Here is a 15,260-nt window from a genome sequence, read left to right as displayed (position 1 = left end):
CAAGGACGCGCCGCCACGGCGCCGACGCGATCGCGGGCCGCGCGCCCGCTTCCATCAGGAGACATGACATGGCCACCGTCCCCGTGACCGATGCGAGCTTCGAGCAGGACGTGCTCAAATCCGACACCCCCGTCGTGGTCGATTTCTGGGCCGAGTGGTGCGGTCCCTGCAAGCAGATCGGCCCGGCCCTGGAAGAGATCTCGGACGAGCTTGCCGGCAAGGTGAAGATCGCCAAGCTCAACATCGACGACAACCCCAACATCCCCTCGCGCGTGGGCGTGCGCGGCATTCCGACGCTGATCCTCGTCAAGGACGGGCAGATCGTGGCCAGCAAGGTCGGCGCGGCGCCGAAATCCGCGCTGCGCCAGTGGATCGAGAGCAATCTTTGAGCGCCGCCGCGGGCCTGGCCTGGACCGATCCGCCCGCGGATTGGGACGACGCCTACGCCAACGCGGCGCATATTCCCGGCGCCGAAGCCTTCCTGCGCCGCTGGCCCGAGTCGGCGGCGCGTTTTCGCGCCGGCGCGCGCGCGCTCACGGATCTGCCCTATGCGGATCATCCGCGCGCGCGCTACGACCTTTTCCTGCCCGAGGGCGCCCCGCGCGGGCTGGCCGTGTTCATCCACGGCGGCTACTGGATGCGCTTCGACAAGTCCGACTGGTCGCATCTGGCCGCGGGCGCGACGGCGCGCGGCTGGGCGATGGCGCTGCCCTCCTATCCCCTGGCGCCCGAGGCGCGCATCGGCGCCATCGCCGGCTTCGCGGCCCGCTTCCTCGAAGCCGCGGCCGCGCGCGTGGCGGGGCCGATCCGGCTGGCGGGGCACTCGGCGGGCGGGCATCTGGCGGCGCGGCTGGTCTGCGCCGGGGCCGATCAGGCGCCGCCGCTTGCGCCCGCGGCGCTGGCGCGGGTCGAGCGGGTGGTCTCGATCAGCGGGCTGCACGACCTGCGCCCGCTTCTGCGCACCGCCATGAACGCCACGCTGCGCCTTGACGAGGCCGAGGCCGCGGCGCATTCGCCCGCCCTGCTGCGGCCCGCGCCCGGCGTCGCCGCGGCGGCCTGGGTCGGCGCGGACGAGCGCCCCGAATTCCTGCGGCAGGCGGCGCTTCTGGCCAATGTCTGGCGGGGCCTGGGCGCGCGCACGGCCTTTCTCGCAGCCCCGGGCCGGCATCATTTCGACGTGATCGAGGGGCTGACGCGCCCCGACGATCCCTTGTGCGACGCGCTCCTGTCAGACTGAGCGCGCAAGGAGAGAGCCCATGCAGTGCTTCTTCGTGCAGATCAAGACCGAGCTGGGCCGCGCCTATGACGTGGCCGACGCGCTGGCCCGGCGCGAGATCGCCTCGGAGATCTATTCGACCTCGGGCGAGTATGACCTTCTGGCCAAGTTCTACGTCGAGGACGACGTGGACATTGGCCGTTTCGTCAACGAGAACCTGCACGACATCGACGGCATCCGGCGCACCTTCACCACGCTGACCTTCAAGGCGTTCTGAGGGCGCGGCGCGCGCGAAAAGGCCGTTGACACGCCGCCGCCGCGCGGATATTCCCCGGCCCCACAGGGCGCGTAGCTCAGCGGGAGAGCACTACGTTGACATCGTAGGGGTCGCTGGTTCGATCCCAGCCGCGCCCACCATGACCTTCTGGAAAGGCGTCCCCTCGGGGACGCCTTTTCGCATTCCCGTCAGGGGCTTGCGCATCCGCGCCGATTGCCCGACCATCCCCTTGTTCAACGGGGGGCGTTTCATGACGATCGAGCTTGATTTCGCGGCGTTGAAGGCCAAGGCGCGGCGGGTGCGCGACGGTCATCCCGAGAACCTGCGGCTGCGCGTGCACAGGGCGTTGAGCTGGCTGGCCCGCGCCGAGAAGGAAGAGGACGACCCGGACGCGCGCTTCATCTTCGCGTGGATCGGCTTCAACGCGCTCTATGCCGAGTTCGAGCCCGAGCCCGCGCGCGAGCGGGCGCGGTTCGAAGAGTTCTTCGGACGCATCGCGGCGCTGGACGATTCGCGCCGGATCTACGACGCGATATGGCTGCGCTTTCCGCACGAGGTGCGGCTGCTGCTCGAGAATCAATACGTCTTCAAGCCCTTCTGGAATCACGCGAACGGCGTGCCGGGCTTCGCCGACTGGCCCGAGCGCCTGCGCCGCGACCGGCGCGGCGCGCACGAGGCGATCCGCGCGCTCGACACGCCGGCGATCCTGCGGCGGCTGTTCGGCCGGCTTTACGTGCTGCGCAACCAGCTGGTGCATGGCGGCGCGACGTGGAACGGCTCGGTCAACCGCCGGCAGGTCGCGGACGGCGCGCGCATCCTGATGGTGCTGCTGCCGCTGTTCATCGACGTGATGATGGACCACCCGGACGAGGATTGGGGCCGTCCCTTCTACCCCGTGGTCGATTGACCCGAACGCCCTTGCGGCGGCGGCGCGGCGCGTCTATTTTGCGCCCCGCGCATTGGGGCGTCGCCAAGTGGTAAGGCAACGGTTTTTGGTACCGTCATTCGCAGGTTCGAATCCTGCCGCCCCAGCCATGAATCTCAAAAAATCACGCAAGATCAACCGGGTGTCCCGGGTCCGCCCGGCGTCCGCCTCATAGGTCCGCGAAACTGACGCACAGGCTGAGACCCGCGCCATCGCGGTCTGCGCCCGAAAGCGGCGCCAAGGGTGACGTCCATGGACGTCAGCCTCGAGCGCGAGAAAGCCTGCGTCCAGCAGGGGGCTGCCCGGATCGCGGCCCGACGCGAGGCCGAGCGCAAAGCGGCCGAGGCGGAGAAGCGAATCGGCGATGCGAAAACTCGGGCCGAAATCGAGGCGGCCCTGATCGATGTCAACCACCTCGACGGACCGCGCAGAGGCGTTCCCTGGGCCATGGAAATGGCTGAAGCATGTCGGAAGACGTGCGCGCAAAGTCCGGGCCGCCCTTTGGACGAGGCAATCGATCCCGAGACTTATGTCCCCGATCGGCCAGATGCTCTCGCCCAGCGAGCCGCTTCGGAAACGCCATATCCATCCAATGCGATCCCGGGTACGTTTTCGGTGGTCTGGGTCAGACGACATTCATCTGACGCGCCCAAATCGGCTCAGCTTCCGGCAGACGATGGGTGCACCCCCCCCTTGCGCTGCGCGCCATGGCGCGAACAAGTGTTTGGAACCCATGATGAGAATGTCTGAGGCCATCCTCGCCGACTTTGCTCGCACGACCTTTGGCGGGTCATATAGGGTGCAGCCTCGCGCTGTGGATGCGAACCACGGGCGCAGCGCAAGAGGCGCAATGTCGGTCAGGGTTTGATGATGCGGAACGCAACAGCATGAGCAGTCTGGAAGAGATCAGGCCGGGCGCGCGGGTCAAGGGCATTGCGCCGGGCGGGACGGTGGAGGTGGTCTCCGCCGAGTGGATTGGAACGCAGGCGGTCAATGTCGTGTTCCGCGACACCGCCGGCGCGGTTTCCGAAACCACGCTGTTTCGAGAAGACGAGGCGCGGGTTCAGCTTGAGCAGGCGGGACGCGCGTGGTCCTTCGACGCGGACGGAGCTCTCACGCGCCTGGTCACCGAGGCGAACAGGATCAAGCTTGCACATTACTTCGATCCTTACCTTGCGATCCACACGAGTCTGATCGACCCGCTGCCGCATCAGATCTCGGCCGTCTACGGCGAAATGCTCCCAAGACAGCCGCTGCGCTTTCTGCTGGCCGACGACCCGGGGGCCGGGAAGACCATCATGGCGGGGCTTCTGATCAAGGAACTCATCGCGCGAAGCGATCTGGAACGCTGCCTCATCGTTGCGCCGGGAAGTCTCGTTGAACAGTGGCAGGACGAGTTGGGCGAGAAGTTCGGCCTGGAGTTCGACATCCTTTCACGCGACATGATCGCGACATCGCGTTCGGGCAACCCGTTCAACGACCGGCACAGGCTCATAGCTCGGCTCGACATGCTGGCCCGCGATGACGACCTGCAGCAGAAGCTCTCCTCGGCAACCGAATGGGACCTGATCATCGTCGACGAAGCGCACCGGATGTCGGCGACCTACTTCGGCAACGAGGTCAAATACACCAAGCGGTACCAGCTGGGGCAGAAGCTCGGGGGCATCTGCCGCCACTTCCTTCTGATGACGGCAACCCCGCACAACGGCAAGGAGAGGGACTTTCAGCTCTTCATGGCGTTGCTCGACGGCGACCGCTTCGAGGGGCGCTTCCGGGACGGCATGCATGTCGCCGACGTCGAAGACATGATGCGCCGCCTCACCAAGGAGGAACTGCTGCGTTTCGACGGCCGGCCGCTCTTTCCTGAAAGGCGCGCCTACACCGTCAAATACGAGCTGTCGCCGCAGGAGGCCGCCCTCTATGCGGCCGTCACCGATTATGTGCGCAACGAGATGAACCGTGTGCAGCGGTTCGCCGAGGCGGATGGGCGCAGGCGCAACATGGTCGGTTTCGCGCTCCAGATCCTGCAGCGCCGCCTCGCTTCCAGCCCCGCGGCCATCTATCAGTCGCTGAAACGACGCAGGGAGCGTCTTGAGGCGGAACTCGCCGAAGCGCGTCTGGTCGTGCGAGGGCGCGGCCTGGGGCAGGGCATCCTGGTGTCTGACGATTTTCTCGAGAACATCGACGAATTCGGTCAGGAAGAAATCGACGAGATCGAGGAGCGCCTTTCGACCACCGTCACCACTGCCGAGACGATCGAGCAGCTCGAGATCGAAGTCGCGACGCTCAAGGAACTCGAGCGCATGGCGTTGTCGGTGCTGCGCTCGGGCAAGGACGCGAAGTGGCAGCAGCTCGATCGCATCCTTGATGACGATCTGATGATCGACGCGCAAGGCAATCGCCGAAAGCTGATCGTCTTCACCGAGGCGAAGGACACGCTCGACTATCTGCGCGACAAGATAACCGCGCGCCTGGGCAAACCCGATGCCGTCGACGTGATCCATGGCGGCGTCTCGCGCGAGGAGCGCAGGAAGGTCGTCGAGCGCTTCATGCAGGACCGCGATCTGCTCGTCCTCATCGCGAATGACGCCGCCGGCGAGGGCGTCAACCTCCAGCGCGGACACCTCATGGTGAACTACGATCTGCCGTGGAACCCCAACAAGATCGAGCAGCGTTTCGGCCGCATCCACCGCATCGGTCAGACCGAGGTCTGCCATTTGTGGAACCTGGTCGCCAAGGACACGCGGGAAGGCGAGGTCTACGCCCGTCTTCTGGAAAAGCTGGAGGCGGCGCGAGAGGCCCTTGGCGGCCGCGTCTACGACGTTCTCGGCGAACTCTTCGAGGAGCGGCCGCTGAAGGATCTGCTCTTCGAGGCAATCCAGTATGGCGAGAAGGAAGAGGTGCGGGCGCGCCTCTTCCAGGCGGTGGACGGCGCGGTCGACCAGAGCCACCTCAAGGAGCTCTTGCGCAAGCGGCAATTGACGGATGACGCCCTGCCCGCAGAGCAGGTGCATGAGCTTCGCCTCGAGATGGAAAAGGCCGAGGCCCAGCGCCTGCAGCCGCACCATGTGCAGAGCTTCTTCCTCGAGGCCTTCCAGCGCCTGGGCGGGCGGATCAAGCCGCGCGAGGAGGGACGTTTCGAGATCACCCATGTGCCGCTCGCCATTCGCGAGCGCGACCGGCAGACCGGCGCCGGAACGCCGGTGCAGAAGAAGTACGAGCGCATCTGCTTTGAGAAGAGCACGATCAACCGGCAGCCGGTGGCCGAGTTCGTCTGCCCCGGCCATCCGCTGCTCGAGGCCGTGATCAGCCTCGTGCGCGAGCAGAATGATCACCTGATGAAGCAAGGAGCCGTCCTTGTGGACGACACGGACGACGGCCGCGACATCTCGGCCCTCTTCATGCTCGAGCACAGCGTGCAGGACGGCCGCCCGACCAGCGCCGGCAAGCCCCATATCGTCTCGCAAAGGCTCCAGTTCGCGACCATCGACGCCCAGGGATGCATCGCCAATGCCGGCATCGCCCCGCACCTCAACCTGCGTCCCGCCAAGCCCGAGGAACTGGAGGCCGTGCGCGATCTGCTCGAGGCCGACTGGCTGCGCGAAGACATCGAGAAGCGGGTCGTGCACTACGCCACGGTCGAGCTTGCGCGCAAGCATGTGGAAGAGGTGCGCGCCCGCCGCCTGCCCGAGATCGACAAGGTGGAGCAGGAGGTCAAGGCGCGCCTCAAGCGCGAGATCAACCACTGGGACGCCCGCGCCGCGGAGCTGCGCGAGCAGGAGCGCGCGGGCAAGAAGACCCGCCTCAACTGGCAGAACGCCCAGCGCCGGGCGGACGAGCTGGCCGAGCGGCTCAGGCGCCGGCTGGAGCTGATCGAGAAGGAGCGCTTCATCTCCTCCCAGCCCCCGCGCGTGCGCGGCGGCATGATCGTGATCCCTCGCGGCCTTCTCGCCGCCCGCCTGCCCGCCATGGCCGAGGCCGACGGCTTCTCCGAAGACCCGCTCGCGCGGCGCGAGATCGAGCTCAAGGCCATGGAGGCGGTCATGGCCGCCGAGCGCGCGCTCGGCAATCGGCGCGAAGACGTCTCGGCCCAGAAGCTCGGCTACGACATCGCCTCCTACGACCCCAGGGCCGACCGCCTGCGCTTCATCGAGGTCAAGGGCCGGATCGACGGCGCCGACACGGTGATGATCACGCGGCAGGAGATCATCACCTCGCTGCACGAGCCCGAGAAGTTCATCCTCGCCATCGTCCAGGTGAAGGACGGCTTCGCTTGCCAGCCCCGCTACATCCACGGCCCCCTTGACACTCGCGAGCCACCGTTCGACCACAACGCAATTCAGTTCAATATCAACAAGCTACTCGAACGAGCAGAGGCTCCAAAGTGAAGATTGCCAAAGGTCTCATCGTGGCTGATCCCTGGATCGGCTACATCCTGGACGGGAGCAAAACCTGGGAAATGCGCTCCACCGCCGCCAGCCTGCGAGGCTGGTTCGGACTGATCCGAAAGGGCACGGGAGCCGTCTGGGGCGTCGCGCGCCTTGTCGATGTCCTGCCGCCGCTCTCACCTGACGAGATGCTCGCGAACATCGACAAGCACCGCATCCCGGAGGAAATGATTCGCTCCGGCGAAGTCGCGAAATGGAACACGCCCTGGGTGCTGGCGGACGTAAGGCGCCTCGCGCGGCCGGTCCCCTATCGCCACCTTCCCGGGGCCGTGACCTGGGTGACCTTCGAGCCCGAGGTTTCCGAGGCCATCGCGGCGCAACTGGGCGAACTTCCCGCAGACCTTTCGGCCAGCCCCGCCGCTTCGCCGAAGAAGCCGCCGGCGCCGCGCCCAGCTCCGCCATCGAGCCGCGAACCCCGCCCCACCTTCGGCGAGGCCGTTGCGCCGGCGCTTTCCCCGAGCAGCGACGGCACGATCATCGGCCGCGCCGAGCTGACCGAGGCCAACATCAAGAACAACCATTTCTACCTTCGCAGCTTCATCGACAAGTTCCCGTCGGACGTCATCGGCGGCTCGAACGCTGCGCAGAAGGCGCCGCGCGAGATGACCGTTGACTGGGGCGGCGCGACGCCGGCGATGACCGATATCGACGGGCAGAAGAAGTTCTTCCGCTCCCGCGGCTGGATCCGCACCTTCTTCGAACGCACCGGCGCGCAGGCCGGGGACGTGGTATGCGTCGAGCAGACCGGCCCCTACGCCTGCCGCGTCAGCCTCGAGAAACGGAACGCCTGAATGACCCAGCCGAAGAAAAAGCTCATCGAAGTCGCCATCCCGCTCGAGGCGATCAACGCCGCTTCGGCGCGGGAGAAGTCGATCCGCCATGGCCACCCCTCCACGCTGCATCTGTGGTGGGCGCGCCGGCCCTTGGCGGCCTGCCGGGCGGTGCTGTTCGCCCAGCTGGTCGATGACCCTTCGGCCCATCCCGACCGCTTCCCCACGCCAGAGGCGCAGGAGGCCGAGCGCAAGCGGCTTTTCGGCATCATCGAGGAGCTGGTGAAGTGGGAGAACTCCACCAACGAGGAGGTGCTGGAGCGCGCCCGCGCCGAGATCCGCAAAAGCTGCGGCGAGGCCCTGCCGCCGGTCTATGACCCCTTCTCGGGCGGCGGCTCGATCCCGCTCGAGGCGCAGCGGCTGGGCCTGCCGGCCTACGGGTCCGACCTCAACCCCGTGGCGGTGATGATCGGCAAGGCGATGATCGAGATCCCGCCGCGCTTCAAGGACCGCCCGCCGATCCACCCCGGCATCCACGAGCGCAATCACTACCGCAACGCCGAAGGGCTGGCCGAGGACGTCAAGCACTACGGCGAATGGATGCGCGAGCGCGCGTTCCAGCGCATCGGCCACCTCTACCCGCAGGTGGAGCTGCCCCGCGAATACGGCGGTGGCACGGCGACGGTGATCGCCTGGATCTGGGCGCGCACCGTGCCCAGCCCCGACCCGGCGTTCTCGGACGTGCAGGCGCCCATCGCCTCGTCGTTCCTGCTGTCCTCGAAGAAGGGCAAGGAGGTCTGGGTCGAACCCATCGTGGACCGGCAGGCCAGGACCATCACCTGGCGCATCCGGCACGGCGGGACGAAGGAGGAGATCGCGAAGGCGAAGGAGGGCACGAAAGTCGGTCGTGGAAGCTTCCGTTGCCTCATGTCCGACACCGCGATTACGGGCGACTATATCAAGAAAGCCGGCAAGAACGGCGAAATGGGCCAGATGCTTATGGCCATCGTCGCGGAAGGCAAAGGAGGCCGGCAATACGTGGCTCCAAGCGAGGAGCACGTGAAAATTGCCTTCGCCCCGGACGCCCGAGAAATCGCAGAAGAGTGTCGAGCCACCTTCCTGAGTGGCGAAACCCCCGCGCGGCTGACGGGTGGCACTTGCCACGCCTATGGCCTTGACCGGTGGGGCAAACTGTTCACCGACCGGCAGCTGGTGGCGCTGAATACCTTCAGCGATCTGGTGCATGAGGCGCGGGAAGAGATCGAGAAGGACGCCCTTGCCGCCGGCCTCTCGCCCGACCCCACCCCGCTCCGCGAAGGCGGCGCCGGCGCCCGCGCCTACGCCGAAGCCGTGAGCGTGTACCTGGGGTTTGCGGTCGACAAAGTTGCCGATCGAAATTCATCGATTGCAACTTGGGCGCCAACCCGGCAACACGCTCGTAATACATTTGGGCGGCAAGCCCTTCCAATGACATGGGATTTTGCCGAAAGCAACGTATTCTCCGAATCGAGCGGCAATTTCGCGGGGGGCGTAAAGTCGAATGTAGATGCACTGGCTGGGCTGCCAGCCAACCCTGACGGTTTTGTTTCCTAAGCCGCAGCCGGCTCAGCGAACCCAGAAAGCTATATTTTATCGACCGATCCACCCTACTACGACAATATTGGCTATGCAGATCTTTCAGATTTCTTCTATGTATGGGCGAAGCGAACATCTGCGCCCGTATTTCCTGAATTGTTTGGATTCATCAGCACGCCAAAAACTGAAGAGCTTGTTGCGACCCCATATCGTCACAATGGAAAAGAGTCCGCAGAAAACTTCTTTCTCGAAGGAATGAAAGAGGCGCTTTCGAAACTTTCAAATTTTATTAACTACTCCGCACCCGCGACTATATATTACGCCTTCAAACAAAGCGAAATAGAAAAGGAAGGGATTAGCTCGACCGGATGGTCAACTTTCATTGAGGCCGTCATTACGACTGGATTTTCGATTACAGGCACTTGGCCGGTTCGCACAGAGCTCGGGCGCAGGATGATCGCCTCGGGCACCAACGCCCTTGCCAACTCGGTGGTCCTCGTCTGCCGCAAGCGGGCCGAGACGGCCGAGGCGATCACCCGGGCCGAGTTCATCCGCGCGCTCAAGCGCGAGCTGCCGCCCGCCATCGCCGAGCTTCAGGCCGCCAACATCGCGCCCGCCGACATGCCGCAATCGGCCATCGGGCCGGGCATGGGCGTCTTCTCGCGCTATGCGGCCGTGCTCGAGGCCGATGACAGCGCCATGAGCGTCAAGACCGCGCTGCAGCTGATCAATGCCGAGCTCGACGAGTTCCTCAACGACCTGCACGGCAATTTCGATCCCGAGACGCGCTTCGCCGCCACCTGGTTCGAGCAGCATGGCTATGCCAAGGGCGACTATGGCGCGGCCGACAACCTTGCCCGCGCCCGCGGCATCTCGGTGGACAGCGTGCGCCATGCCGGCATCGTCGAAAGCCTTGCCGGCAAGGTGCGGATCCTGAAGCGATCCGAGCTCGACCCCGAGTGGGACCCCGAGGCCGACGATCACCTGACCGTCTGGGAATGCTGCCAGCACCTGATCCGCGTGCTGGAGAATGACGGCGAATATGCCGCGGCGGTTCTGCTGAAGAAGATCGGCGGCGAGCGGGCCGAGATGGTCAAGGATCTGGCCTATTACCTCTACGAGGTCTGCGCGACAAAGCGGCAGGACGCGAAGGAGGCCACGGCCTATAACGGGCTGATCGCGGTGTGGTCGGACCTTACCCGCGAGGCGGCGCAGATTCACGACACAGACATGAACGCCCAAGGGCGGCTGGATATTTGAGGGCAGGCATAGATGGCAAAGAGCGCGCGGCAGACGGTTTTCGAGGGCATGGAGCTGTTGCCCGAGGCGCTGATCCCCTTCGTGGAGAAGCGGCTGGAGGCGACGGTCCAGGGCCACTGGCAGGTGGCGGTGGTCGAGCAGGTGAGCGGGCTGCGCCCCAACTCGAAGGGCGAGATTTCCTGGGATCAGGCGAGTCTGCTGAAGGCGATGATGGCCTTCTGGAAGACGAGCTTTGCGGGCGTGCTGGGGCCGATCGAGCGCTCGATCGTCTCGGAGCTTCTGGAGGTGCGCAACCGGCTCTCGCACAACGAGCCGTTCAGCTATGACGACGCCGAGCGGGCGCTCGATTCCATGCGCCGGCTGATGGAGGCGATCAGCGCCGGCGAGGTGGCCGCCCAGCTTGGGCGGATGCGCGACACGATCCTGCGCACCAAGTATCGCGAGCTGGCCCGGAGCGAGGAGCGGCGGGTGCAGAACCCTTCGATCCAGACCGGGGCGATGGCCGGGCTTCTGCCGTGGCGCGAGGTGGTCGAGCCGCACCCCGACGTGGCCACCGGCAATTTCCAGCAGGCCGAGTTCGCCGCCGATCTGGCCAAGGTCCATCGCGGCGCGGCGCCTTCCGAATACACCGACCCGCGCGAGTTCTACGCCCGCACCTATCTGACCGAGGGCCTGAGCAACCTGCTGGTCGGCGCGGCGAAACGGCTGGCGGGCAAGGGCGGCGATCCGGTCGTCGAGCTGCAGACCAATTTCGGCGGCGGCAAGACCCACTCGATGCTCGCGCTCTATCACATGGTGGGCGGCACGCCGGTCTCGGACCTGCCGGGCCTTGACCAGCTTCTGCGCGAGCACGGGCTCGAGGTACCCGGCAAGGTCAACCGCGCCGTGCTGGTGGGCACCTCGACCGGGCCTTCGGACGTGAAGCAGCGCGAGAAGGATTACGGCCGGCCGATCAACACCACCTGGGGCGAGCTTGCCTTCCAGCTGGGCGGCGAGGACGCCTTCCAGATGGTGGCCGAGCATGACGCCAAGGGCATCGCGCCGGGCTCGCATCTGCTCGAGGAGCTGTTCCGCAAATGCGCGCCGAGCCTCATCCTGATCGACGAGTGGGTGGCCTATCTGCGCCAGATCTACAAGGTGGATGGTCTGCCCTCGGGCTCGTTCGACGCGAACCTGTCCTTCGTGCAGGCGCTGACCGAGGCGGTGAAGGCCTCGCCGCAGACGCTTCTGGTGGCCTCCCTCCCGGCCTCGCAGATCGAGGTGGGCGGCGAGGGCGGCCAGGAGGCGCTGGTGCGGCTCAAGCAGACCTTCAGCCGGGTGGAGTCGTCCTGGCGGCCGGCCAGCCAGGAGGAAAGCTACGAGATCGTGCGGCGGCGGCTGTTCAAGGAGATCCCCGGCGACAAGTATGTGCATCGGGATAATGTGCTGAAGCAATTCGCCAAGCTCTACCGCGAGAACCCCAACGACTTCCCGCAGGGCTGCGCGGACGAGGACTATCGGCGCAAGCTCGAGAAGGCCTATCCGATCCACCCCGACCTGTTCGACCACCTCTACACGTCCTGGGGCGCGCTCGAGAAGTTCCAGCGCACGCGCGGCGTGCTGAGACTGATGGCGCAGGTGATCCATGAGCTGTGGATGGCGGGCGACCCTTCGGTGATGATCATGCCGGGCAGCGTGGCGGTCAGCTCGCCCCGGGTGGAGCCCGAACTTCTGCATTACCTGCCGAACGCCTGGCAGGGGATCATCGCCGGCGACGTGGATGGAGCGAACTCGACGCCCTTCAAGATCGACCAGGCGAACCCGAACCTGAACCGCTACTCGGCCACCCGCCGCGTCGCCCGCGCGATCTTCATGGCGACGGCCCCCTCGGAGGGCCAGCAGAACCGGGGCATCGACGACAAGCGGATCAATCTCGGGGTTGTCCAACCCGGTGAGCGGGTGGCCAGCTTCGGGGACGCCCTGCGCCGACTGACCAATCAGGCCAAGTTCCTGCACAGCGACAGCGGGCGCTATTGGTACTCGATGACGCCGAGCCTCAACCGCGTGGCGGCCGACCGCGCGGCGCAGTTCGAGGAGGCGCTGATCCTCGACGAGCTCGACAAGGCGCTCAAGACCTACGTCAACGGCCTGAAGGAGCGCGGCGACTTCGATGCGGTTCAGGTTGCGCCCGGCGATTCATCCGAGGTCCCGGACGAGCCGGGCGGCGTCAGGATCGTGGCGCTTGGGGTGGCGTATCCGCACCACACCGGCCGCGAACGTTCGGAGGCCATGACGGAGGCACGCAACATCCTCCAGCAGCGCGGCTCGACGCCGCGGGTCTACAGGAACACCCTTGTGTTCCTGGCGCCCGACGAGAAGCAGCTCGACCATCTCAAACAGGCGATGCGCGCCGCGCTCGCCTGGGCGGAAATCGTCCGGGATGCGGAATCCGGGCGGCTCGATCTCATGGTCAGCGACATCGCCTTGGCCCGGGACAAGCTGAAGGAGGCGCAATCCACCCTGCAGACGCGGCTGCAGGAAAGCTGGTGTTACCTGATCTATCCCTACCAGGAAACGCCGCAGGCGGACGTATCCTTCGCCAGCGCGCGAATTCCCACGCAGGATGGCGTCTTGAGCCGGGCAAGCCGGAAACTCGTGAACGACGAGGCCCTGTTCCCCGAGATCGGGCCCGTGCGGCTCAACTCGGTATTGGAAAAGTACATCTGGAACGAAAAGCCCCATCTCTCGCTGGGGGATCTGTGGGAATATCTCAATCGCTACATCTACCTGCCCAGGCTCAAGAACCGCGATACGCTGGCACGGTCGGTTCGCGCCGCCGTGAGCGGATTGGTTCCCGGACCATTCGCATATGCCGAAGCGTGGGATGAGAAAGCGCAATCCTATCGCGGATTGGTGCTCGACCACGGGGACAAGGCAGTCGTGTCGATTGGCGGCGACTCCGTCATCGTCCGGTCGGACATCGCCGCCCGGTTCAAGAAAGAGAGCGAGCAGCCCGCGCAGGCAGAGGCCACCAGCACAGGGGGCGCAACCCCACCGGGCGAGGGTGGTCAAGATCCGAAGGCCTCGCCTGGCGGAAGAGAAACGCCGGATGAACCCCGTCTTCCGACGCGTTTCACGGCGACGGCCTTCTTGTCACCCGACCGACCGGCTCGCGACATGGCCAACATCATCGAGGGGATCATCGACCAGTTGACCGCCATTGCGGGAGCGGAAGTGACGATCCGGGTCGAAATCGATGCCGAAGTGCCGTCGGGCCTTGACCGCAACAAGGTCCGGACGCTGACCGAAAATGCCAACACGTTGAAGATGGAGAAGCAGATTCGCTGACCTCGAACGACTCGAAGAAGCCGGGGCGCAGGTAGCCTTTTCGCGCAACTCCGTGTTCGGGTCGGTTCCCCCCTTCTCGTTGCCGTCCAGGCGAGGGCCTCGATCTCGGCTCTCCCGAAGGCCAAGAAGAGGTGCTTGACGGCGATGCCGAGCTGGATCCCGGCGGTCTGGGTCTCGCGACAGGTCGGCAGGGACGCAAGCATGGCGGCTCCGGGCGAGATGTGCCGTGCAGGACCGCGGACATCTTCCGCCGCGCAATCCGGCCGCGCGCCGGGCCGCCTTGCCCGCGCGGCGGGCGCGGCGCGGGAAGGGTGAGAAAAAATGTCCATCCTCCCTTGACCTTCCCCCCGCTGGAACCCGCATATGCCGCGCATGTTCGTGCTGCGCCGCCTCGTTGCGATTCTCGTCCTCGCCGTCATGACCGCCTCCGCCGCGGCGGGCGCGGCGTTGGCGCATTCCGACGCGCACGCCCCCCGACCGGCCCACGCGCATGAAGCGGCCGGCGCCGAGGATTGCGCCGGCGCGGCCTGCCGGGCGCAGGAGGCCGCGGATCATGCGCGCGACTGCGCGACGGCGGCAGGACACTGTCAGAACCTGCTCCTGCGCGGCGGCCCGGCGCTGCCGGCGGCGGCGAGGAAAAGGTCCTTGCCGCGCTGGCCGAGCGCCGACATGCATCTTTCCGGCACGTCGCCCGAGGCGCAGACCCCGCCGCCTCGAAGCTGACCTTGCGTCATTGCGCCCGCGTCCCGGCTCGGCCCGAGTCGCGGGAAGACAAGGTTTCAGCTTCAACGAGGACGACATGAACAAGATCCATCCTCTGCGCGCCTTCGCGGCCGCGCTTCTGATCGCGCCGACCGCGGGGCTTGCCGGCGGCGCGCATTCCGGCGGCCATGGCCACGGCGAGGCGGCGCACGGACGGCCCGGCAAGGCCTCGGCCGCCGCGCGCACCGTCGAGGTCGTGATGCACGACAACTGGTTCGAACCCGAGTCGATCGAGGTCGCGCCGGGCGAGACGATCCGCTTCAAGGTCCGCAACGCCGGCGAGTTCGTGCACGAGTTCAACATCGGCACGCCCGCCATGCACGCCGCGCATCAGGACGAGATGCAGATGATGATGGATCACGGCGTGCTGAAGGGGGACTCGATCGACATGAAGGCCGCGAAGGCCATGCAGGCAAGCATGGGGCACGGCATGCATGACGATCCCAACAGCGTGCTGCTCGCGCCCGGCGAGACGGGCGAGGTCGTGTGGACCTTCCCCGAGCACATGGACGGGACCATCGAATTCGCATGCAACGTGCCGGGCCATTACGGCTCGGGCATGGTCGGCGAAGTCGAGCTCAAGCACGGCCGCTGAGGCGGCCGGCGCTGTAGAGCGTCAACCTCCGTGGCCGTTTCCGACAACCAAGTTGGCCGGTTCTGACCGCTGCGATCGGATTGGTTAGGTGGTTGTGTCCTCCAT

General features: G+C 66.1%; 12 protein-coding genes and 2 tRNA genes. All 14 read left to right on the top strand.

Annotated elements, in window-relative coordinates:
- The first annotated feature begins 68 nt into the window (after positions 1–68).
- The 14 genes from trxA (at position 69) to BMW67_RS14455 (ending at position 15,155) form a co-directional block, all read left to right on the top strand.
- On the top strand, positions 69–389 hold the full coding sequence (gene trxA / locus BMW67_RS14510) for a thioredoxin (RefSeq protein ID WP_072748397.1): 321 nt from the start codon (positions 69–71) through the stop codon (positions 387–389).
- Positions 386–1,237: an alpha/beta hydrolase gene (locus BMW67_RS14505; protein WP_245728546.1), complete on the top strand. Its 852-nt coding sequence runs from the start codon at positions 386–388 to the stop codon at positions 1,235–1,237. Before trxA ends, BMW67_RS14505 begins: the two co-directional genes overlap by 4 nt.
- A 19-nt stretch (positions 1,238–1,256) precedes the next feature.
- Positions 1,257–1,493 carry an Lrp/AsnC ligand binding domain-containing protein gene (locus BMW67_RS14500; protein WP_072748398.1) on the top strand — a complete coding sequence of 79 codons (237 nt, stop codon included), beginning with the start codon at positions 1,257–1,259 and terminating at the stop codon, positions 1,491–1,493.
- A gap of 65 nt (positions 1,494–1,558) precedes the next feature.
- Positions 1,559–1,633 (top strand) — tRNA-Val (locus BMW67_RS14495).
- A 110-nt stretch (positions 1,634–1,743) separates the two neighbouring features.
- On the top strand, positions 1,744–2,400 hold the full coding sequence (locus BMW67_RS14490) for a HEPN domain-containing protein (protein ID WP_072748410.1): 657 nt from the start codon (positions 1,744–1,746) through the stop codon (positions 2,398–2,400).
- A 53-nt stretch (positions 2,401–2,453) separates the two neighbouring features.
- Positions 2,454–2,528, top strand: a tRNA-Gln gene (locus BMW67_RS14485).
- A gap of 142 nt (positions 2,529–2,670) precedes the next feature.
- Entirely contained in the window at positions 2,671–3,168 is a 498-nt protein-coding gene (locus BMW67_RS15570; protein WP_125459061.1) for a hypothetical protein, read from the top strand.
- A gap of 137 nt (positions 3,169–3,305) precedes the next feature.
- Entirely contained in the window at positions 3,306–6,806 is a 3,501-nt protein-coding gene (locus tag BMW67_RS14480; RefSeq protein ID WP_072748399.1) for a helicase-related protein, read from the top strand.
- Positions 6,803–7,657: a hypothetical protein gene (locus tag BMW67_RS15785; protein ID WP_177174520.1), complete on the top strand. Its 855-nt coding sequence runs from the start codon at positions 6,803–6,805 to the stop codon at positions 7,655–7,657. Before BMW67_RS14480 ends, BMW67_RS15785 begins: the two co-directional genes overlap by 4 nt.
- Positions 7,658–9,229 carry a DUF1156 domain-containing protein gene (locus tag BMW67_RS16080; RefSeq protein WP_245728545.1) on the top strand — a complete coding sequence of 524 codons (1,572 nt, stop codon included), beginning with the start codon at positions 7,658–7,660 and terminating at the stop codon, positions 9,227–9,229.
- A 435-nt stretch (positions 9,230–9,664) separates the two neighbouring features.
- The gene (locus BMW67_RS16075) at positions 9,665–10,471 is read left to right on the top strand and encodes a hypothetical protein (RefSeq protein WP_245728544.1); all 807 of its coding nucleotides are present in this window, start codon (positions 9,665–9,667) and stop codon (positions 10,469–10,471) included.
- Between the two features lie 12 nt (positions 10,472–10,483).
- Entirely contained in the window at positions 10,484–13,798 is a 3,315-nt protein-coding gene (locus BMW67_RS14465) for a DUF499 domain-containing protein (RefSeq protein WP_072748400.1), read from the top strand.
- 363 nt (positions 13,799–14,161) lie between these two features.
- Positions 14,162–14,521: a hypothetical protein gene (locus BMW67_RS14460; protein WP_072748401.1), complete on the top strand. Its 360-nt coding sequence runs from the start codon at positions 14,162–14,164 to the stop codon at positions 14,519–14,521.
- A 76-nt stretch (positions 14,522–14,597) separates the two neighbouring features.
- Positions 14,598–15,155 carry a cupredoxin domain-containing protein gene (locus BMW67_RS14455; protein WP_072748402.1) on the top strand — a complete coding sequence of 186 codons (558 nt, stop codon included), beginning with the start codon at positions 14,598–14,600 and terminating at the stop codon, positions 15,153–15,155.
- The last annotated feature ends 105 nt before the right edge of the window (positions 15,156–15,260 follow it).

This window comes from Oceanicella actignis, from assembly GCF_900111545.1.
Taxonomy (GTDB): domain Bacteria; phylum Pseudomonadota; class Alphaproteobacteria; order Rhodobacterales; family Rhodobacteraceae; genus Oceanicella; species Oceanicella actignis.
This window is presented reverse-complemented; position numbering and strand designations above follow the sequence as displayed.